The sequence below is a fragment of the Paenarthrobacter sp. NPDC089307 genome (assembly GCF_040685055.1).
Lineage (GTDB): Bacteria > Actinomycetota > Actinomycetes > Actinomycetales > Micrococcaceae > Arthrobacter.
This window is the reverse complement of sequence record NZ_JBFBHE010000002.1, coordinates 750495-771827: the sequence shown is the minus strand read 5'-3', so window position 1 is coordinate 771827 and position 21333 is coordinate 750495. Positions and strand designations below refer to the sequence as shown.

Genomic DNA, 21333 nt, shown 5'->3' with positions numbered 1-21333 from the left:
AGCTGACCGGTACTAATAGGCCAACAACTTACACCACACAACACACACTGCACGCGTCCACTATGTGGTTCCCGAACAACAACCGTTCCAGGAACCAACAACAACACAACACAACTGAACAGCACCAGCACCACAGTTGTAACCACACAAGTTTTCCCACCCACCCCACACCGGGGCAGGGACGGGTACAAAGGTTACGGCGGTCATAGCGTGGGGGAAACGCCCGGTCCCATTCCGAACCCGGAAGCTAAGACCCACAGCGCCGATGGTACTGCACCCGGGAGGGTGTGGGAGAGTAGGACACCGCCGGACACACATTAGCAAGAGCCCCGACCACACGGTCGGGGCTCTTCGCACTTAAAACAACCCAGAAACCGTAAACCCAGCCCACGGGTAGAGTTGGTGGTCATGGAAAACCTCTTCAGCCACCCCGAGTCGGAGCCAGAGTCCCAGCAGGGCAGCGACGACCTTGAACCCCTCATCATCAGCGTTGTTGTTTCCACGAACGTATCGCACGCCTTCCAAGGCTTCACCGACCACCCGCACTTGTGGTGGCCGTTGGAAGAGGAGAGTGTCTACGGGGCGGGTTCCCACGTGGAGTTCGAGGAGAACCTTATTCTGGAGACGGCCGAGGACGGGCGCACCTCCGTGTGGGGGACCATTGACGACTGGCAGCCGCCCCTGTCCTTCCATGCCAGTTGGTACCCCGCCAGCACACCCCTGTGGTCCACAGAGATCAGGGTGGTTTTCAGTGCTGTGGAGGGTGGTACCGAGGTACGGCTGATCCACGATGGCTGGGAGGGTGCCGAGGATCCTGCGGCGTCACGGGCCTCCTACGCTGAGGGCTGGCCACGCGTCCTGCAGCGCTACGTTCGTTTCATGGGCGGAGCAGTTGCCTAGGGTCCGCAGGCTGGGGGCACAGGACTGGCAACTGCTGAAGAATATCCGCCTGGAGATGCTGGCGGACACTCCCATGGCCTATGTGGAGACTCTGGAGGCTGCGCGCCGGCAGACGGACAGCCAGTGGCGCGAGCGTGCCGCCACCATGTCGGGAGAGGGCAGCATCACGTTGGTGGCAGACGGTGGCGCGGACGGGTCCAGGCTCTGTGCGCTGATGCGGGTAGTTGCAACGCCTCCCCAGGAACCCCGGAATCTTCGTCGGGCAATGCTCCTTAGCGTGTATGTGGCTGCGGAACACCGCGGCCTCGGGCTGGCGGATGAGCTCCTAGAATGCGCGTGCAAAGCCGCGAGGCTGGAGCTTGGCGCCGAAAGCCTGGAGCTGGGCGTCCATGAGGACAACGCGCGGGCCATGGCGTTCTATGCACGCCATGGGTTCCACGCCACAGGAGGCAGCAGGAAGTACCCGCAGGACACCTCCAAGCTTGAGCTCGTCATGGAGCGCCGGCTCGAGGCGTAGGGGGACCGCCCTAGGGCAGGCTCTTCTTTGGGACGGCCGTGCTCGTCCGGACCACCAGCTTCGTGGGATGTTCGGCGTCGGCCGGCTCAAGGACCAGTCCGTTGTTGATGGCGCCCAGGAGTGTCCGGACGGCCAATGCCCCTTGTCCCTTGGCGTCCTGGTCGATGGTAGTCAGGCCCAGGACGTTGCCGAGGTCGTGCCCGTCAATGCCCATGACGGAAAGGTCCTCCGGAATGCGCAGCCCGAAATCCCGTGCGGCCAGGATGGTACCGATCGCCATCTCGTCAGAGGCCGCGAAGACGGCTGTGGGCCTGTCAGGCGCACTGGCGAGCAGTTGGCGCGCAGCCGCGTAAGCCCCTTCGATGGTGAAGTCAGCCGAAACGATCCACTCGGGCCTGACCGGGCAGCCGGCGTCGTTCATTGCTTTCTCGAAACCGCCGCGGCGGGTTCCGGGGAGCTGGAAGTCCTGGTCGTAGGCTTCGTTACCCGTGATGTGCGCAATCTTGGTGTGGCCAAGGCCCAGCAAGTGGTTGGTGGCCTTGATTGCGATGCCGGCGTCATTGATCCTGATGGTGGATGCACCCGGAAGGGGACCGCCGATTCCGACGATGGGCCGGTGCATGGCGTGGAGTTGCTGGATCTCGCTTTCGCTCAGTTCCAGGGAAACCGCGATTACTGCGTCCACGCGTTTGCGCAGCAGGAAATCGCTGAAGACGCTGTGCCTGTGGGCCGGGTTCTCGCCGATGTTGTACAGGGTGAGGTCGTAGCCGGCCTCCAGGAGCGCGGCTGAGGCGCCCTCGATCACCGCTGAAAAGAACCAGCGGTGGACCGAGGGCACCACCAGGCCGACGTTGTGCGTGCGGCCCGAGGCGAGGCTCGAGGCATGGTAGGACAACACGAAACCGAGTTCGGCGGCCGCCGCACGCGCGCGTTCCCGGCTACCCGGGGAGACGTTGCCCTTCCCGCTCAGCGCCCGTGAAACTGTGGCAACGGACAGGCCTGCGCGCTCGGCTACGTCCTTGATGCCGGTCATGCTGCTCCTCGGTGGGGATGTTAGCTGGCTGAGAGCCAGATTGTCTCCCCTGAGCCTAGTGGATGCGTGCCTTCCGCCGCGGAGCTGCGAAGGATGACCTCGCCTTCCGGGAGTGGAAGGGACTCGTCGCCGACGTTCATGATCACCAGGGTGTTCCCGTTGAGGTAGGCAAGCGTGGACCCGAAGCAGTAGTCCTCCACCCAGGCGAGGGATCCCGCGCCGAGACCCAGCCGGGCCCGTTCGGCAAGCATCGAACGGTACAGGTTAAGGTGCGACGCCGGATTGGACTCCTGCTGGTCCCTCGCCAGTGCGGGCCAGGACTCAGGTTGGGGCAGCCAGGGTTCCATGCCATGGCCGAATCCGGAGTTGGGCTCTGCGGAACGCCACGGCAGGGGTACCCGGCAGCCATCGCGGCCGATCCTGGCCCCGCCAGTGCGGGCAAACGTTGGATCCTGGCGCATTCTTCCGGGAATGCTGGTGGAATCGGGCAGGCCCAGCTCTTCACCTTGGTAGAGGTAGGCTCCGCCCGGCAGGCCGAGCATGAACATGGTGGCCGCGGCAGCCCGGCGTCGTCCGAGTTCTTCGTCGGGTTGGACGTCGTCGGGACCGATGCCGTCACCGTCGCGTGGTCCCGGGCCGTTGTAGCCGAAACGGGAAACGTGCCGGACGACATCGTGGTTTGACAGGACCCAGGTGCTCGGCGCGCCCACGGCGTCCAGCGAGATCAGCGAGTCGGTGATGATGTGGCGCAGCCGGTGGAGGTCCAATCCGGCATGCAGGTAGGGGAAGTTGAACGCCTGGTGCATCTCGTCCGGGCGGACCCATTGGGCAAGCCGGGGGAGGGGATCGACGTTGGCCTCAGCGCACAGGATGCGGTCCGGGCCGTACTCTTCCAGGATGGAGCGCCAGCGGCGGTAGATGTCGTGCAATGCCGGCTGGCCGAACATGGGTGCGTCCTGCCCCGGGAATCCTTCCGAGCTGTTGCCGTCGGCCCTGCCACCCCAGTTGGGCAGGCCCCGGGCTTTGACGAGCGCATGGGCCACGTCCACACGGAAGCCCGAGATGCCGCGGTCCAGCCAGAACCGGAGCACCCGTTCGAACTCGGCGTGGACTGCCGGGTTGTCCCAGTTGAAGTCCGGCTGCGAGGAATCGAAGAGGTGCAGGTACCACTGCCCGGGCTCTCCGTTGGCTTCGAGGATGCGCGTCCAGGCCGGTCCGCCAAAGTGTGACTGCCAGTTGTTGGGCGGCTCGTTCCCCTCCTGTCCCAGCCCGTCCCGGAAGATGAACATGTCCCGCTCGGGGCTGTTGGCACCGGCAGCCAGCGCCGTTTGGAAGGCGGCGTGCTGGTCGGAGCAGTGGTTGGGGACGAGGTCTGCAATAACCCGCAGGTTGAGCCTGTTTGCCTCCGAAATGAGGGCATCGAAGTCCGTCAGGGTCCCGAAGAGGGGATCGACGTCGCAGTAGTCGCTGACGTCGTAACCGGCGTCGCGCTGCGGTGAGCGGTAGAAGGGGGACAACCAGACGGCGTCGACTCCCAATTGCGCGAGTTTGGTGAGTTCGGCGGTGATGCCGGCCAGGTCTCCTACGCCGTCCCCGTTGAGGTCCCGGAAGGACCGCGGATAGATCTGGTAAATCACTGCGGAGCGCCACCATCCATGAGCTCTGGAGGCCTCGTGGACTGGCGTGATGTGGGTGAAGGCTGCAGGAGGCTCGTGGGCCTCAACCTGGAGCAGGGAATCTACGGACATGGAGTCATCGTAGAAGAGAACTTCCGAAAATGTAAACGCTTCCAGTCCTAAGGCTGCTGATATTACGCAGTCCCGCGAAGCCTCGATGGACAGTCGCTTTCCAAATGCAGCCAATGCACTGTAGGGTTTGGAAGCGCTTGCAGTTGTGAGCCATGTCACCGACGATGCGACCGGGTTCAGAGCCCTTGCCGTCGAAGGAAAAGAACGAAAGGGACACCAATGAAGGTGCACAACACCCTCGCGACTCAGACCACCCGCCGCGTTTTCACCACCGGGGCGATCTCCGTGGCGGCCGCCTTGGCGCTCAGCGCCTGCGGAGGAAGCGCTTCCACCTCACCCAGCTCAGAAGCATCAAAGCCTGACCTCAAGGCTTCCGGTGCCGGAGTCATCACCATGTGGGTAGACGCAGAGCGCTCCCCGGCATTGAAGGACATCACTGAGAAGTTCAAGTCGGATACCGGCATTGAAGTGAAGCTCGTGGTCAAGGATTTTGCCGCCGTCCGCGACGACTTCATCACGCAGGTTCCTACGGGACAGGGACCGGACCTCATCGTTGGTCCGCACGACTGGATCGGCAAGTTCGTCCAGAACGGCGTCATCGCTCCGGTGGAACTTGGTGACAAAGCCGGACAGTTCCAGGATTCCTCCATCAAGGCCATGACCTACAACGGTGCCGTTTACGGTGTCCCGTATGCCATTGAGAACATCGCGCTGCTTCGCAACACCAGCATCGTGGACAGCAAGGCTGCCACTTTGGACGAAGTTGTAGCCAAGGGAAAGAAGGCCGTTGCCGAGGGCAAAGCAACGTTCCCGTTCCTGGTGGGCATGGACCCCAAGCAGGGCGATCCTTACCACCTGTACCCTCTGCAGTCCTCCATGGGTTCGCAGGTCTTCGGCAAGAATGCGGACGGCGGTTATGACGCCAAGCAGCTGCTCATCGGCGACGCGTCCGGCGTCGAGTTCGCCAAGAAGCTGGCCGCCTGGGGAGATGCCGGCGAAAAGATCATCAACTCCAACATCACTGGCGACATCGCCAAGGAGAAATTCCTGGCCGGGGAGTCCCCGTACTTCCTGACCGGGCCCTGGAATGTTCCGGATGTCCAGAAGAAGGGCATCAAGTTCGCGGTGGATGAGCTGCCCACCACCGGTGGAGAACCTGCCCAGCCGTTCATCGGCGTCAACGGCTTCTTCATCAGCGCCAAGAGCGCCAATGCGTTGGCCACCAACGAGTTCGTGACCAACTACCTCACGTCCGAATCGGCGCAGGACTCGATGTACGCGGCCGGTGGCCGTCCGCCGGCGCTCAAGTCTTCCTTCGAGAAGGCCGCCAGCGATCCCGTAGTGGAAGCTTTCGGAAAGATCGGCGCTACCGGTGTTCCCATGCCGGCCATCCCCGAAATGAGCGCTGTCTGGGCGGACTGGGGCGCCACAGAGCTCGCCATCATCAAGGGCCAGGGCGACCCCGCTGAAGCCTGGACCAAGATGGCCGCCAGCATCAAGGCCAAGATCGGCGGCTAACGCCGCAAACCGGATAACACCACCGGTCCGGCCAGGGCCGGGCGGCATCCCACCGCTCGGCCCTGCCTGCCGCCAACCGCAATACCCAAGGATCCACAATGCCAAAGCCAGATCTCCAAGAACCGCGATTGTCCGCAGCCCCGCCCCAAGCAACCACGCTGCCCCGCAGCAGTTCGCGACGTCCCACCGCCAAGCGCCACCCGGACTCGCTCAAGGGCACCATCCTCAAGATTGTCCTGCTGGGCCTGGTGGATGCCTTCGCCGTGTACGTGCTGATGATGCTCTTTTTCAGCCAGTCGTGGGCCGCGCTGGCGGTGTCCGCCGTGGTGGTACTTGCCATCAACTGGATCTACCTTCGAAAAGGTGGGCTCCCGGCCAAGTACCTCGCCCCCGGTGTGCTGTTCCTGCTGGTCTTCCAGGTTCTTGTAGTGGCATTCAGCGGCTACATTGCGTTCACCAACTACGGCGATGGCCACAACAGCACCAAGGAAGATGCCATCTCGGCCATTCAGCTGACGGCCCAGAAGCGGGTTCCGAATTCGCCTGCGTACAGGGCCTCCGTGCTTACCAAGGGAAACGACTTCTACCTGCTGTTCACGGATCCGTCCGGCAAGGTTCAGATCGGAAGCACGGACCAGCCGCTCGCCGAAGCCTCGGACGCCGGCAAGGATTCCACGGGCAAGGCCAACTCACTGCCTGGATACCGGACCCTGAAGTTCCAGGAAATCGTGGCGAACCAGCAGGAAATCCTGAAAGTTACTGTGCCGGTTTCCAACGATCCGGCAGACGGAACGCTGCGCACTGCCGATGGCAGCACCGCGTACCAGTTCAAGCCCGCGCTGAATTACGACGCCGCTACGGACACCTTCACGGATACTGAATCCGGCATCCAGTACAAGGACAACGGCAAGGGTGCGTTCGCCGATGCCAAGGGCGAGACCCTGGCCACGGGCTGGAAGATCGACGTGGGCATGGACAACTTTGCCCGCGCCTTCACGGATCCCAGCCTGCGCGGACCGCTTCTCGGAGTGATCCTGTGGACGTTCACCTTCTCCATCGCCTCGGTGGCTTTGACGTTCGTCATGGGCCTTTTCCTGGCAATCACCTTCAACCGTGAGGACCTCCGTGGCAAGAAGGTGTACAGGATCCTCATGATCCTGCCCTACGCCTTCCCGGCATTCCTTTCGGGCCTTGTGTGGTCCGGCATCCTGAATCCCGAATTTGGCTGGCTCAACCAAACGCTCCTGGGCGGTGCGCACATCGGATGGCTCACAGATCCTGTCCTGGCCAAGGTCAGTGTGTTGGTGGTCAACGTCTGGCTCGGCTTCCCGTACATGTTCCTGGTCTGCACGGGCGCCCTCCAATCCCTGCCCTCCGAAATCGATGAGGCCGCCCGCATGGACGGCGCATCGGCCTGGCGCGTGTTCCGTTCCATCAAACTGCCCCTGCTGCTGGTGTCCGTTGCGCCACTGCTGATTTCATCCTTCGCATTCAACTTCAACAACTTCAACGTGATCTACATGCTCACCGGTGGCGGCCCGCGCTTCGCCGATACCGACCGCGACATCGGCGCCACCGACATTCTGATCACGTTGGTCTACAAGGTGGCCTTCGGCCAGGGAACAGGCCGCGACTACGGACTGGCCAGCGCTTTGGCCATCATCATCTTCATCATCGTGGCCACCATTTCGGCCATCAGCTTCAAGCAGACCAAAGCACTCGAGGACGTGAACTGATGAGCATACGAACACCCGCCTCCACTCTGGAAAAAGCGTTCGACGGCGGCCACCCGCCTCTGGCGCCCAAGCGCCGTCCATTCGGGGTCTGGTTCAAGGACAAGGGGTGGCGGCACCTTGTGGGTGTGGCGACCACGGTCTTCGCTGTGTTCCCCCTCCTGTACGTGCTCTCCGCGGCACTGGATTCCAACGGCACCCTTGTAGGTTCCAACGGACTGTTCACACGGTTCGATACCGGGAACTTCGTGGCCCTGTTCAGTGATCCCAGCCGGCCGTTCGGCCGATGGTTCATGAACACTTTGGTGGTGGGCGTGGTGACCTCGGCCGCGACGGTCTTCCTCGGCGCCATGGCCGCCTACGCATTCTCCCGCATGCGCTTCAAGGGCCGCCGGGTGGGCCTGCTGACGCTGCTCCTGCTGCAGATGTTCCCGCAACTGTTGGCCGTCGTCGCGATTTTCCTGCTCCTCAGCGGCATTTCGCAGGTGATCCCGGCGCTGGGCCTGGGCAGCCAACTGGGCCTGATCATGGTGTACCTCGGCGGAGCGCTGGGAGTGAACACCTACCTCATGTATGGGTTCTTCAACACAGTTCCGCAATCCCTGGACGAGGCAGCCAAGATTGATGGCGCCAGCCATGTCCAGATCTTCTTCGGCATCATCCTTCGGCTGGTAACTCCGATCCTTGCGGTCGTGGGGCTCCTGGCATTCATCGGAATCTCCAGCGAGTTCGTGATCGCCAGTGTGGTCCTCACCGATCCGGACAGCCAGACTCTGGCAGTGGGACTCTACTCCTACGTCGCCCAGCAGCGCTCCGAAAACTGGGGTGTCTTCGCCGCTGGTGCCGTGATCGCCGCCATCCCGGTCATGGCACTGTTCCTCTTCCTGCAGAAGTACATCGTCAGCGGCCTCACAGCCGGCTCCGTGAAAGGCTGAACATGCCCATTGCCCTGCCACACCACGACGGCTCAGCACTGTATTCGCCCGCCTCCGCGTCCCTTGGCGAAACCGTCCGCCTCCGGGTGCGGGTCCCGCAAGGGTGGGGCCCGGCGTCGAAAGTCTGGGCCCGTTCCGTCCAGGATGGCGAGCCCCGGTACGATGCCGCCATCCGCCTGGGCGCAGCCGATGGCTGGGACTGGTGGGAGGCAGCCATGCTGGTGGCCAACCCCGTGGCCAGGTACCGCTTCCTGCTGGAAGTTACCGAAACGCCCGACGCCGGTGCTGCCGCCGGCAGTACGGTCGGAAGGCGGTACTGGAACCTCAACGCCCAGGGCTTGTTCGGCCGGGACGTGTCCGATGCCGCGGATTTCAGGCTGACGACGTTCGCGCCGGCGCCGGATTGGCTGCGCAAAGGCACCATGTACCAAGTGTTCCCGGACCGGTTCGCCCGTTCCGCCCAAGCGGAGGCGCACCCTGTTCCTGACTGGGCCATTCCATGCTCCTGGGACGAACCGGTGGTGGGGACGGGGGCGGCAGCGGCTACCCAGTTCTACGGCGGCGACCTGCCGGGGATCACGCAAAGGCTGGACCACCTTCAGGAGCTTGGCGTCGACATCCTGTACCTGACACCGTTTTTTCCGGCCCGCTCCAACCACCGCTACGACGCTTCCACGTTCGACGCCGTTGACCCACTTTTGGGAGGGGACCAAGCCCTGGTGGAGCTGGTGGAAGCCGCGCATGCCCGCGGGATCAAAGTCATGGGGGACCTCACCGCGAACCACTCGGGCGCCGCGCACGAGTGGTTCGCCAAAGCGCTCGCAGATCCCGGCTCGGAGGAAGCAGGCTACTACTACTTCACCCCGGACCATTCGGGCTACGAGTCCTGGTGGGGCGTACCGTCGCTGCCCAAATTCAACTGGTCCTCAGCGGCGTTGCGCCGCCGGTTCGTGACGGACGAGGATTCCGTTGTGTCGCGATGGCTCAAGCCGCCCTTTTGTTTGGACGGCTGGAGGATCGACGTCGGCAACATGACCGGACGGCTGGGAGCCGTGGACCTCAACCATGACGTCGCACGGCTCATTGCGCAGCGGGTCCGGGAGATCAATCCGGACGCGGCGCTGCTGGCAGAATCCACCTCGGACGCTGCGCCCGACGTCACGGGCGAACACTGGCAAGGTGCCATGACTTACTCCAACCTGACGCGCCCCCTGTGGTCCTGGCTGGCCAAGGATGCGCCGCAGGTCAACTTCTTCGGTTCACCGCAATCGGGGCCCAACAGGATCGCGGCGGAGGAATTCCTGGCCACGCATCAAGACCTGGTTTCGGGATTTAGCTGGGGTGTGCGGCAAAACAACATGAACGCGCTCAATACCCACGACACCGCCCGGGCCACTACGGTGATGATCGACGGCGGCCCGGAAGTCGGCGCTGCGCTCACCTTCTGCTTGCCCGGAGTTCCGGTGATGTTTGCCGGCGACGAGTTCGGCCTGGAGGGCTTCAACGGGGAGGATTCCCGGACTCCCATGCCTTGGGATGCTCCCGGCCGGGTAGTCAATGATCTGCGCTCCCTCCATGCCAGCCTTGGGCGGCTCCGCAAACAACTCCCCGCACTGACCGACGGCGGAATCCGCTGGCTCCATGCGGAGGGCGACGCCCTGGTCTTCCTCCGGGAAAGTGCCGGATCCTCGGTGCTGGTTTTCGCGGCAAGAGGCAATGCTTCTGTCGTCCTGGACGCCTCCGTCCTTTCCGGCCCGCAACTGCAAGGACTGCTTGGCGCGCCACTGCACCAGTCAGGGACCGTGACGTCGGCACCAGCCGGACCCTGCGGCGTCGACGACGTGACCCTGGTGTCCAGCGGGCCGTCGGCGGGCATCTGGGAGCTCCCCGGAACCGCCGTTTCGCGCCTGTAGGTTCCCATGGCAGCAGTGCCGGGCCCACGGCTCTGGCTAGACTGGGCCTGAAAGACTGCGAAGACTGCCGGTTTGGCGTGTCCGCGGTCCTCATGTGGAGGGAATGTCTTGTCGGACGAAACGGCCATCGCCGGAACATCAGCAGAAAGCATCAAGAGCCGCACTGCCGGCGTCGGGGAGGAAGCGCAGGGCACGGCCCACCACCAGGCCTTCCTGCAGGAACTGGCATCGGGCCTTGGTGGCGGCCAGCTGACCCGCGACGAGGAAACGCGCACGGTCTACTCGGCTGACCAGGGCCCCTTGGTGGAGCGGCACCTTCCCTTGGCCGTCGTCTGGGCCGAATCCGTGGAGGACGTCCAGCACGTGGTTCGAAGCTGTGCCGCCCACGGGGTTCCCATTGTCGCCCGCGGCGCAGGAACTGGCGTCTCCGGCGGGGCCCACGCCACCGAAGGCTGCATTGTCCTGAGCCTGGAACGGATGAACCGCATCCTGGACCTCAACCCCGATGACGAGACCGCCGTCGTCGAGCCCGGCGTCATCAACGCCGAGCTGAACGCTGCAGCGGCCGAACACGGCCTCATGTATGCCCCAGACCCGGCCAGCTACAAAATGTCCACCATCGGCGGCAACGTAGCCACCAACGCAGGAGGGCTGCGATGCGCCAAGTACGGCGTGACGCGCGATTCCGTGCTCGCCTTGGACGTTGTCATGGCGGACGGTTCGCTGATGCACACCGGCCACCAGACCTTCAAGGGCGTTGCGGGCTATGACCTGACTGCGCTGCTGGTGGGTTCGGAAGGAACCTTGGGCATCGTGGTGGGGGTGACCGTCCGGCTCAAATACCTGCCGCGCGAGGTCCACACCATCGCAGCCTTCTATCAGGACTTCCGCAGTGCTGCCGCAGGCGTATTGGCCGTGGGGAAGGCGAGGGTGCAGCCCGCCATCATGGAACTGCTGGACAACGGGACCCTGGTCCAGTTGGACGAACTGCACGGAGGTGACCTGCAAAAGCGCGGCAAGTCCCTGCTCCTGATCCAAACCGACGGCTTCGGTGCGGCCGCGGAGGCCGACGTCGTCCGTCAAGTCCTCGCCGAAGGCGGCGCCACCGTGACCACGGAAGCCAGTGCCGAAGCCGAGATGTTGGTGGAACTGCGCCGCAACAGCCGCGGCGTGGAAGTTGACGACGAATTCAGGGTAGGGGAGGACATCGCCGTTCCACGCTCGCGCCTGGTGGACTTCGTGGCCGAACTCGAGGCAATGGCTGCGCGCTTCCAGGTCCGCCTCAAGGTTGTCGCCCACGCCGGCGACGGCAACCTGCATCCCACTTTCTGGATGGACCGCGTAGATCCGGCTACAGATGCCGACGCGTTGGTGCGGCTCAATGCGGCTTTGGATGAGTCCATCCGGGTAGGACTGGAGATGGGTGGCACCATTACCGGGGAGCACGGCATTGGGCAGTACAAGCTGAGGTGGCTTGGCCTGGAGCAGGCTGGGCCTGTGCGGGAGCTGCAGCGGAGGATCAAGGAGTTGTTCGATCCGCAGGGGATCCTGAATCCGGGGAAGGCAATCTAAGGGCAGTCGCACTGGCGGCCATTGGTATCCCAAATCTATCGGTAACGTTCTTCCCATTAACTAGGGGCGCTATCGTTTGCGGATTTACTTCCAATCAATCTCCTCATAGTCTTGCTTGGTATACCAAATGAGATCATGAGGAGATTGACGTGCCAGAACAGCGCCGGGCGTTGCCCCCACCTTCGGGACGTGGCTCCCGAGCCACTACGGCTTTGGTCCTGCTTGCCCTAGTGCTGGTGTCCGTCAATCTTCGTCCCGCCATCACCACCGTCGCAGGGGTGATGAAACAGGTACCCGGCGTGTTCGGCCTGGATCCGGCTTTCCTGCCATTGTTGGGGACTCTGCCCGTGTTGGCCTTCGGCGTGTCCGGGCCGATCGGACCATGGTTGGCGCGACGCCTGGGGACCGGCCGGGCAGTTGGTGCAGCGCTCCTTGTACTGGCCGTGGCGCTCGTCGTGCGCGCGACCGTGCCGACTCTCCTGCTGCCAGGGACATTCCTGGCCGGCATGGCGATCATGACCGCCAGCGTGCTGGTGCCGCAGATCGTCAAGGCCTACAGGGGGACTGGCTGGTGGACTGGTCTGTGCACCATGGGATTCGGCCTCGGCGCGGCGCTCGGTGCCGGCCTGGTTCAGCCGCTTGGCCAGGCGTTCGGCGGCAACCTTCCCCCAGCACTGGCGGCATGGGCCGTCCCGGCCCTCCTCGGCGCGTTCCTGATCCACGGGACAGGGGACACCACGACGTCGGCGCCTGCCCCGTTAAGCCGTCCTGCCCGGACCGTCGGCGCGGCAGCAGCGGCGACGGACGTCCCGCCGTCGGACGTTAAGGCCCCGCTGAGAAGGCAACGCACGGCGTGGGCGGTCACGGCGTTCTTCGGCCTGCAGGCCATGCTGTACTTCGCCATCACCTCCTGGCTGGCTGTCTACCTGGTATCCCGTGGCATTGCATCCGCTGATTCCGCCGCGCTCCTGGCTTGGTTCAGCCTCGCAGGGCTCCCTGCCAGTCTGCTCGCTCCCGTCCTGGCAAGCCGTCCGGCGGTCCTTCGAATCCTGGCCCCTGGTCTTGGACTCTCGGTGGCGCTTGCCTTGATTGGGGTCCTCACAGCCCGTGCTGAGCTGCAGTTCGTGGCGGTGGGCGTATTGGGGATTGTGCAAAGTGCTGGATTCGGACTCGGCATGGCATTGGTGGTAATCCGATCAGCCGGACCTGAGTCGGCCGGGAAGCTGTCAGCGATGAGCCAGGGCCTCGGATTCGCGTTGGCCTCGCTGGGTCCGTTGTCGGCGGGTTTGCTGCACACTGTGACAGGCGGCTGGGAAGTGACATTCTGGGCTCTCGCTGCCGAAGCGGTGGTGCTGGCCATGGCAGGGTTCTTCGCCATACGCGGCCCCTTGGTGAGCGTTGGCGCCGGTACTGTCAGAGGGCAATCCAGCGGCGTATCCTCGCGGTATGAGCAACTCATCATCGACTAACCAGCCAAGCAGTCCCGCCACGGAAGTCCTTGAAACCAACGAATGCTGGGAGCTCCTCCGCGGTGTCTCCGTGGGCCGCCTGGCCGTCATTGTGGACCACCACCCGGACATCTTTCCCGTGAATTACAAGGTGGACCACGGCACCATGGTGTTCCGCACGGGAGAAGGCACCAAGTTGCACGCCGCACTCAGTGACACGCCCGTGGCCATCGAGGCCGACGGGGTGAACGCCGAAACGGGCGTGGCATGGAGCGTGGTAGTCAAGGGGCAGGCCACGGCAGTGAGCCTGACGCAGGAAGTACTGGACACCATTGGACTTCTGCTCTTCCCCTGGGAGGCGGGCCAGAAGGACCAATTCATCAGGATCATCCCCTCGGTTGTGACGGGCCGCCGCTTCAAGGTCACGCCGCCGGAAACTTGGTGGACTCCGCTGGATGAGGCCCCCACGATGAGGGGCGAATAGGCCCCGTCCACGCGCTGTTTCCTCCCGTGTATGCTCGGTTCGAACGCTGACCGGCGCCGCCGGTGACGTACGCAGGAGTGAAGGGAAGTTCCACAGTGGCTGAGGCGACGCCGGAAACCGGGAATGGCCGCGATGACGAGGCCCGCGCGGAGAATGTCTACCAACTGGTACTGGAAGGTATTGTCGCAGGCAAATACGCCCAAGGTGCCAGGCTGCGCGAACGGGAACTTTCGGAGATCTACAACGTCTCCCGCATCCCGGTCCGTGAGGCCATCCAGCGCCTGGAGCAGGACGGGTTCGTGGCAACGTTCCCCCGACGCGGTGCCGTGGTCCGGCAACTGACGCTCACCGACGTCAATGAGCTCTTCGACGTCCGGCTTTGCCTGGAGACCTTCGCCGCCAAAATGGCCGCTACCCGTGTGGCCGCAGGCGGCGACGGCGGCCGGTTGCAGGAACTGATGGAGGCCTCGACGGCCGCCATTGACGAGGAACGCGCCGACGACGTCGCCTTGATCAGCGCTGAGCTGCACGCCGAAATCGTGCGCCTCTCGGGGAACCGCCTCCTGATCGAATCCGTGAAGCCATTGTTCGGGCGCATGCGCTGGATCTTCGGCCTCACGCACAACCGCAGCAACGAGCTTCAGCGCGACGAACACACAGAACTGTGCAACGCGATACTCAAGGGCAAGCCCGAGCTGGCTTACTCCTTGGCGTATTCCCACATTGAGCTGGGCCGCGAGCCTGTGCTGAATGGACTGGCGGAGACCCTGGAACCTTAGTCGTCGGCGTCCGGGTACTCGTCTTCGTCGTCGTACCGGCCGGACTCCTCCACTTCGACCTCAAGGATCTTGAGCAATTCCGTGTCGGGGTTCAGCATGATCGCAGCCTCGTCACGGCGGTGCTGCAACACAGTGTCCAGGTACGACTGCACGGTTTCAGCCAAGGGAACGTACCGGTCCTGCTTCTGGCTCATGTACCAGCGGTGCTCGAGGACCTCGTGAACCACTTCGGCCGGCTCCAGCTTTCCGGCGAGGTGCCTTGGGATGGAACGCACAATCGGCTCGAAGATCTGGCTGACCCAGATGTGCGCACTGATTTCCTCATCCAGGTCCGGGTTGTTGTCTGCCCGGAACTGGTCCATGTCATTGAGGAGCCTGCGGGCCTGGTTTTCCTGGGCGTCCAGACCGGTCAGGCGCAGCAAGCGCCGCTGGTGGTGCCCGGCGTCGACCACTTTTGGCTGGAGCTGGATGGTGGAACCATCCGCTGTGGTCTTGATGGCATATTCCTCCACGTCGAAGCCCAGCTCGTTGAGCCGCCGGATACGTGCACCCACCCGCCAGCGTTCGCCGAGCTCGAACGATTCCTTCTCCGTGAGTTCGGTCCAGAGCCGTCGGTAGCTGCCCATGATCAGCTCACTGGTGGCTACAGGATCCACCTTCTCCTCGATCAGGCCGCCGTCCAGCAAGTCCATCAGCTCACCAGCGATGTTGACGCGGGCGATCTCCAGATCGTATTCGCGCTGTCCCATGGAGAGGTCCGGGTAGAGCTCACCGGTCTCGGCGTCCACCAGGTAGGCGGCAAACGCGCCTGCGTCGCGGCGGAACAACGTGTTGGACAGCGAAACGTCGCCCCAGTAGAAACCGATCAGGTGCAACCGGACCAGGAGCAGTGCCTGCGCGTCAATCAGGCGGGTCAGGGTGTCCTTGCGGAGCATCTGCGAGAACAGAGCGCGGTAAGGCATCGAGAACTTCAAGTGCCGGGTGACCAGCACCGGGTTGAGCGGCCTGCCATCTGCCGTGGTGCGGCCGGTAATGACAGCCACCGGCTCAACGCACGGAACATCCAGTCGGGCCAGCTTGCGCAGCATGTGGTACTCGTGGCGTGCCACATGCTCGGAGGTTTCCTTGATGGCGATAACCGAACCGCCCAGATGCGCGAAGCGGACAATGTGCCGGGAAATACCGCGGGGGAGCGCGGCAAGGTTTTCAGCCGGCCAGTCCTCCAAGGCAATGTGCCATGGAAGGTCCAGCAATTCCGGATCTGCCGTAGCTGCCGTGATGTTCAGTGAACCGATGACGCTCGCCGGAGGGGCAGCATCCTGTGCGCTCGCGGCCTCGGTCCGGGGGAGCTTGCCGATCTGCCCGTAGTCGGTGGGTTCGTCGTGCCACTGGGCTTCGTTTTGCTCGCTCATGCCTCAATTGTTCCGTACTCGGGGGAAGCGGCCGTACCTGGGGCCGCGAAGGGACTTGCCGGCGGGGCGGACCACTCGACGTCGGGCGCCTCCTGGAAGGCGACCCCCTGTTTGGTGAGGCGCCCACCCAGGGCGCCCAGCCGCCGTCGGAAGTCACCGGCGTTGCGGACCTCTTGTCCGGACCAGGCGACTTCCGCAAGGGAAATGGCGCGCGGGTACAGCAGCCACTGCGCCTGCTGGTTGTCGCGCACGGTTTCGGTCCAGAGTGGGCCTTCGACGCCCAGGATCTGTGCGTCGTCCAAGCCGCCCTGGGCCGGATCCCAGTTGTAGTACTCGGCCCAGGTGAACGGCCCGCCTTCAACCCAGGACAGGCCGATGGGGCTGTCCTGGGAGTACTTCTGGTCCAGGTAGGTGTTGGCGGCCGGGGACATGATCACTGTGGCGCCTGCAGATTCCGCCTGCTGCACCACCGGGGCAAAATCGCCGTGCCAGTACTGGATGACGGCACCTTCCGGAAGCTCGACGGCGGCGAACTCGTTCCAGCCCACCACCACCTTGCCGGTTTCCGCGCCGATCCGGACGAACTGCTGCATCATGGCCACGTAGTCATCGTGCCCGGTGACCAGGGCTTCGTCGCCGCCGATGTGCAGATAAGGGCCCTCCGTGATCACGGCAAGTTGCCCAAGGACCTCCCGGACGAACTCGTACGTCGCAGGGAGCTCCGCGCTCAAGGTAGACCAACCCACTTCCGAGGTGGTGCTCATGGGCTTTGCCCGACCGTCCGGGTTGAGCTGCGGAATGGCTGCGAGGGCCGCGTTGACGTGTCCCGGGAGGTCGATTTCCGGTATCACCAGCACGTTCTTGGTTGCGGCGTAGGCCTGGATCTCGCTGAAATCCTGCTGGGTGTAGAAGCCGGACTTGCCACGGACCGGCACCGCGGTGGGAACCTCTACCGCGCCGCCTCCGCCCACTTCGGTCAGCTTGGAATAGGGCAAGCCGGACCGGTTTTCGGCGGGCTCGCTTTCGGCGGGCTCGCGGATCTCGATGCGCCACGCCTGATCGTCCGTGAGGTGCAGGTGGAGGGCGTTCAACTTGAACTGCGTCATGACGTCTATCTGCTCCTTCACCTCCTCAACGGTGAAGAAGTTGCGGGCAACGTCCAGCATGAGGCCGCGGTAGGCGAAACGCGGTGCATCCATGATCTCGACGGCGGGAATCACCCAGGTGCCGGCGTCGCGGTTTCCGGTCGGGGTGCCTTCTTCGATGGCTGCCGGGAAGAGTTGCCGGAGCGTCTGTACTCCGTTGAAGAGGCCCGCGGAGGTGGACGCAGCGAGGCTGACCCCATCCTTGGTGACGTTCAGTTCGTATGCTTCCGGGCCGCCGTCGAACGATTCCAGCAACTCCAAGGAGATGTCCCCTTGGCGGGTTTCGGCAGCCAAGGGCAGTTCGTACCCCGTGCCGCTGCGGAGGAGAGCGGCCAGCTGCTCGGCGACCTGCACGGCCGGACCGGTGGCCGCGATCCTGGCGCCTGGGGCGAGTGCGAAGGCCGGACCGTCCTGAAGGGCAACGTGGGATGGCCGTGGAATCAGGGTATCTGTGGTGTTCATGCCATTCTTTCCGGGAAGAAGGTTAACGCGATAACGGCCCGACCGGAAGGGTCGGGCCGCCATCACAATGCGGAACGTACAGACGCGATTAGTCGCCCAGGCGCAGGCCCGTCTTGGTGTCGAACAGGTGCACGTGGCCGGACTGCGGACGTACGAAGATGGACTCGCCCTTCATCGGGGGGCGGCGGCCATCGACGCGAGCAACGATGTCGTGGCTCTTGCCATCAAGGATGGTGTGGCCGTAGACGTAGGCGTCGGCACCGAGTTCTTCAACCACGTCCACCTCAACCTGGAGGCCTTCGCCGTTGCCGACGGTCTCGAGGTCTTCGGGACGGGAGCCGACGGTGACGGTCTGGCCGTGGGCTTCCTGGAGGACGTCGCGCGGCACCGGGTAGACCGTTCCGCCGAACTGGACGCCGCCGTCGACGACCGGCAGTTCCAGCAGGTTCATGGCCGGGGAACCGATGAAGCCTGCAACGAAGACGTTCTTCGGCTTGTCGTAAAGGTTGCGAGGGGTGTCAACCTGCTGGAGCAGGCCGTCCTTCAGCACTGCGACGCGGTCACCCATGGTCATGGCCTCGACCTGGTCGTGCGTCACGTAAACCGTGGTGACGCCGAGGCGGCGGGTCAGGGATGCGATCTGCGTACGGGTCTGGACGCGGAGCTTGGCGTCAAGGTTGGACAGCGGCTCATCCATGAGGAAGACCTGCGGGTTACGGACGATTGCGCGACCCATGGCAACACGCTGGCGCTGACCACCGGAGAGGGCCTTCGGCTTGCGGTCCAGGTACTGCTCAAGGTCAAGGAGCTTGGCGGCTTCGCGGACACGCTCTGCGCGCTCTTCCTTGGAGACGCCGGCGATCTTCAGTGCGAAGCCCATGTTGTCCGCAACAGTCATGTGCGGGTAGAGGGCGTAGTTCTGGAAGACCATTGCGATGTCGCGGTCCTTCGGCGGAACATCAGTGACGTCACGGTCACCGATCAGAATGCGGCCGGCGTTCACATCCTCGAGACCTGCGAGCATGCGCAGGGAGGTGGACTTACCGCAACCGGAGGGTCCAACGAGGACCAGGAATTCGCCATCGGCGATGTCGATGTTGAGTTTATCGACGGCGGGCTTATCTGTGCCCGGGTACAGACGCGTAGCGTTATCAAAAGTAACTGTAGCCACAGTTATCAATCCCTTCACCGGCAGGTACGTGCCGGACGATCCGTTGTGAATGGTTCATTTTCTTCAGTTGAACTCCCCGGCCTGAGGCCGGGGAGGATCGTGTGACGCCGCACGGTACTGTGCGTCACATCACAACCAAGAGTATGTCAGACTTTTTGACTAACCACCTAAATGTTACGAACGTCACATGTTGCGTTCCTCACTGTTAAGCCTCGGCGGTTACCCGGCGCCGTTCCCGCAAGAGTGCTTCCAGCAACTCCGCCACGTGCACGGGAGCCTCCACCCTGTACTGCGCCTGGGTGAAGTCGAGGCCTACCTTAATGCCGACGTCGTCACCCATGAGCCGGCCCAGGGCGTCTTCGTCCGTGACGTCGTCCCCGGCAAACAGGATGGCTGTGGCACCTGTCGCCTGGCGCAGGAATTCCACGGCCTCGCCCTTGGAAGCATGGACAACGGAGGTCTCCAGAACCCGTTTGCCCGTCTTCAGGTATACGCCGGGATGCTCGCTCAGGACCCGGGTGGCGGCCTCGACAGCGTCTTCGGCCACGTCGTCATCGGCCATCCGGGTGTGGAGGACCACTCCGGCGGGTTTGTCTTCCAAAACCGTGCCGGGGGCGATGTTCACGATTTCGGCCAGGACCTCGCGGACGGCGGCAAGCTTCTTCCGTTGCTCCTCGTCCAGTTCCAGGCCCAGGGAACCTTCGCCCAGCCACACCTCCGCGCCGTGGCTTCCTATCAGCAGCGTGTCGGCCGGAGGAGAGGCGACCAGCCGCAGGCTGTCCAGGGCCCGGCCCGAGATGAGTGCCGTCGTCGTGCGTGGCAGTTCGGCGAGAGCCTCCAATGCTGCCGCCGAGCGCGGAAGGGGCCGCGCGTCCTCGGCACGGTCAACGATCGGCGAGAGCGTTCCGTCGAAGTCGAGCGCCACCAACAACTGTTCTGTGCTGGAAATACGCCGGACGGCCTCGAGCAGTTCGGGGGACAGGGTGAGGTTTTCAGCTGTCATCGCGGACCACCTTTTCTTCCAAGGCGGCCAGGAACGCTGCTGACCAGTAGTCGACGTCGTGGTCAAGGATCTGCTTCCGCATCAGCTTCATGCGTCGGCGGGCTTCCTTGGGCGGCAGGTTCACGGCACGCAAAATGGCGGACTTGAGGCCGTCGATATCATGCGGGTTGATCAGGAAAGCCTGCTTGAGCTGGTCGGCGGCTCCGGCGAACTCGCTCAGGACCAACGCGCCGTCGTCATCCGAGCGTGCCGTGACGTACTCCTTGGCCACAAGGTTCATGCCGTCGCGCAAGGCCGTCACCAGCATCACGTCCGCGGCGAGGTAGAGCGCCACCATCTCTTCAACGGGGTAACTGTGGTGCAGATAGCGGACGGCCGTGTTCTGGATGGTGTCGTATGTGCCGTTGATGTGGCCGACAGTGCCTTCGATCTCCTCGCGCAGGAGGCGGTACTGCTCCACGCGCTCACGGCTGGGGCTTGCCACCTGGATGAGCGTGGCGTCCTCCACCTTGATGCTGCCTTCACGCAGGAGTTCCTCGAAGGCCTTCAGGCGGTGGCCGATTCCCTTGGTGTAATCCAAACGGTCCACGCCCAGGAGGATGGTCTTGGGATCGCCGAGGTCGTGGCGGATCTGCTTGGCGCGTTCGATGATCTCCGGCTTCGCGGCGAGCTCGCGGATCTGGTCCACGTCGATGGAAATCGGGAAGGCCTGGGCCCTGGCGATGTGGGTGACCTCGCCATCCGGGCCCTTCACGTGGACCTGCTGCTGCTTGACGCTGGCACCCAGGAAGCGGCGTGCCGAGCGCATGAAGTTGCCGGCATCGCTGGGCCGTTGGAAGCCAAGGAGGTCTGCTCCCAGCAGGCCGTCGATGATCTCGCGGCGCCACGGAAGCTGGGCGAAGATCTCCGGCGGAGGGAAGGGAATGTGGTTGAAGAAGCCGATCTTAAGGTCCGGACGTGCTTCGCGGAGGAAACGCGGTACCAGCTGGAGCTGATAGTCCTGAACCCAGACGGTGGCGCCGTCGGCAGCGTGGCGGATAACGGCGTCGGCGAATTTCTTGTTGACCGAGCGGTAGGAATCCCACCACGTACGGTGGAACTCCGGGGGCGCAATCACATCATGGTAGAGCGGCCAGATGGTGGCGTTGGAGAAGCCCTCGTAGTAAAGCTCCACCTCATGGCTGCTCAGCTGGACCGGGACCAGGTCCATGCCTTCGTGGCTGAATGGGCGCACAGTCTCGTCCGGGGCGCCATGCCAGCCGACCCAAGCGCCGTCGGACTTGGTCATCATGGGTGCCAGTGCCGTGACCAAGCCGCCGGGCGAACGGCGCCAGCCGTCACCGCCGTCGCCGTCGGCGTCGCTGCAACGGTCCACGGGCAGCCTGTTGGAGACCACCATGAACTCGAACTTGCTCGCCGTAGGCTTCTTGGTCGGAGAGGACCTTGTGCCTTGTTCGGTTGTGAGTTTTTCGCTTGCCGGTTCCTGCATTAATGCTCCCTGGGGTTGCTGTGACTCAACTCCCAGCCTACTAGCGGAATCTTCCCGGGCGGTTGATCGTT

17 protein-coding genes and 1 rRNA gene are annotated in these 21333 nt (G+C 63.8%); 11 read left to right on the top strand and 7 right to left on the bottom strand.

The features are described from left to right. Window positions 1-195 precede the first annotated feature (195 nt). The 3 genes from rrf (at window position 196) to AB0N72_RS07440 (ending at window position 1417) form a co-directional block, all read left to right on the top strand. Window positions 196-312: ribosomal RNA gene (gene rrf / locus AB0N72_RS07450) — 5S ribosomal RNA — on the top strand. Window positions 313-408: 96 nt separating this feature from the next. Next, on the top strand, window positions 409-900 hold the full coding sequence (locus AB0N72_RS07445) for an SRPBCC domain-containing protein (protein WP_363930327.1): 492 nt from the start codon (window positions 409-411) through the stop codon (window positions 898-900). Beyond that, a complete protein-coding gene (locus AB0N72_RS07440; protein ID WP_363930326.1) occupies window positions 893-1417 on the top strand; it encodes an N-acetyltransferase in 525 nt (174 codons plus the stop codon). Before AB0N72_RS07445 ends, AB0N72_RS07440 begins: the two co-directional genes overlap by 8 nt. A gap of 10 nt (window positions 1418-1427) precedes the next feature. Here the strand turns inward: AB0N72_RS07440 and AB0N72_RS07435 are convergent, their stop codons facing one another. Further along, entirely contained in the window at window positions 1428-2450 is a 1023-nt protein-coding gene (locus AB0N72_RS07435; RefSeq protein WP_363930325.1) for a LacI family DNA-binding transcriptional regulator, read from the bottom strand. Window positions 2451-2470: 20 nt separating this feature from the next. Then, on the bottom strand, window positions 2471-4198 hold the full coding sequence (locus AB0N72_RS07430; protein ID WP_363930324.1) for a glycoside hydrolase family 13 protein: 1728 nt from the start codon (window positions 4196-4198) through the stop codon (window positions 2471-2473). 219 nt (window positions 4199-4417) lie between these two features. Here AB0N72_RS07430 and AB0N72_RS07425 point away from each other — a divergent pair, with 219 nt between their 5' ends. From AB0N72_RS07425 to AB0N72_RS07390, 8 genes are all read left to right on the top strand, one after another. After that, complete coding sequence (locus tag AB0N72_RS07425) at window positions 4418-5716, top strand: maltose ABC transporter substrate-binding protein (protein ID WP_363930323.1); 1299 nt, start codon at window positions 4418-4420, stop codon at window positions 5714-5716. Between the two features lie 98 nt (window positions 5717-5814). After that, window positions 5815-7452 carry an ABC transporter permease subunit gene (locus AB0N72_RS07420; RefSeq protein ID WP_363930322.1) on the top strand — a complete coding sequence of 546 codons (1638 nt, stop codon included), beginning with the start codon at window positions 5815-5817 and terminating at the stop codon, window positions 7450-7452. Continuing rightward, on the top strand, window positions 7452-8384 hold the full coding sequence (locus AB0N72_RS07415; RefSeq protein ID WP_363930321.1) for a sugar ABC transporter permease: 933 nt from the start codon (window positions 7452-7454) through the stop codon (window positions 8382-8384). The genes AB0N72_RS07420 and AB0N72_RS07415 overlap by 1 nt, the downstream gene beginning before the upstream one ends. Before the next feature lie 2 nt (window positions 8385-8386). Further along, window positions 8387-10297, top strand: coding sequence for a glycoside hydrolase family 13 protein (locus AB0N72_RS07410; RefSeq protein WP_363930320.1), 1911 nt, complete (start codon window positions 8387-8389; stop codon window positions 10295-10297). Between the two features lie 108 nt (window positions 10298-10405). Continuing rightward, window positions 10406-11869: an FAD-binding protein gene (locus AB0N72_RS07405; protein ID WP_363930319.1), complete on the top strand. Its 1464-nt coding sequence runs from the start codon at window positions 10406-10408 to the stop codon at window positions 11867-11869. A 149-nt stretch (window positions 11870-12018) separates the two neighbouring features. Continuing rightward, window positions 12019-13338 (top strand): MFS transporter, encoded by a 1320-nt coding sequence (locus tag AB0N72_RS07400; RefSeq protein ID WP_363930318.1) that lies wholly within the window; start codon window positions 12019-12021, stop codon window positions 13336-13338. Then, window positions 13316-13801 (top strand): pyridoxamine 5'-phosphate oxidase family protein, encoded by a 486-nt coding sequence (locus AB0N72_RS07395; protein WP_363930317.1) that lies wholly within the window; start codon window positions 13316-13318, stop codon window positions 13799-13801. Before AB0N72_RS07400 ends, AB0N72_RS07395 begins: the two co-directional genes overlap by 23 nt. Window positions 13802-13896: 95 nt before the next feature. Continuing rightward, window positions 13897-14580 (top strand): GntR family transcriptional regulator, encoded by a 684-nt coding sequence (locus AB0N72_RS07390; protein ID WP_363930316.1) that lies wholly within the window; start codon window positions 13897-13899, stop codon window positions 14578-14580. On the opposite strand, the gene AB0N72_RS07385 is transcribed toward AB0N72_RS07390, so the two are convergent. From AB0N72_RS07385 to AB0N72_RS07365, 5 genes are all read right to left on the bottom strand, one after another. Next, the gene (locus AB0N72_RS07385; protein ID WP_018779875.1) at window positions 14577-15992 is read right to left on the bottom strand and encodes a DUF4032 domain-containing protein; all 1416 of its coding nucleotides are present in this window, start codon (window positions 15990-15992) and stop codon (window positions 14577-14579) included. The genes AB0N72_RS07390 and AB0N72_RS07385 overlap by 4 nt on opposite strands. After that, window positions 15989-17599 carry a beta-N-acetylhexosaminidase gene (locus tag AB0N72_RS07380; RefSeq protein WP_363930315.1) on the bottom strand — a complete coding sequence of 537 codons (1611 nt, stop codon included), beginning with the start codon at window positions 17597-17599 and terminating at the stop codon, window positions 15989-15991. The genes AB0N72_RS07385 and AB0N72_RS07380 overlap by 4 nt, the downstream gene beginning before the upstream one ends. 88 nt (window positions 17600-17687) lie before the next feature. Next, the gene (gene ugpC, locus AB0N72_RS07375) at window positions 17688-18770 is read right to left on the bottom strand and encodes a sn-glycerol-3-phosphate ABC transporter ATP-binding protein UgpC (protein WP_363930314.1); all 1083 of its coding nucleotides are present in this window, start codon (window positions 18768-18770) and stop codon (window positions 17688-17690) included. Window positions 18771-18975: 205 nt separating this feature from the next. Continuing rightward, window positions 18976-19773, bottom strand: coding sequence for a trehalose-phosphatase (otsB, locus tag AB0N72_RS07370; protein WP_363930313.1), 798 nt, complete (start codon window positions 19771-19773; stop codon window positions 18976-18978). Further along, on the bottom strand, window positions 19763-21262 hold the full coding sequence (locus tag AB0N72_RS07365) for a trehalose-6-phosphate synthase (RefSeq protein WP_363930312.1): 1500 nt from the start codon (window positions 21260-21262) through the stop codon (window positions 19763-19765). The genes otsB and AB0N72_RS07365 overlap by 11 nt, the downstream gene beginning before the upstream one ends. Between the last annotated feature and the right edge of the window lie 71 nt (window positions 21263-21333).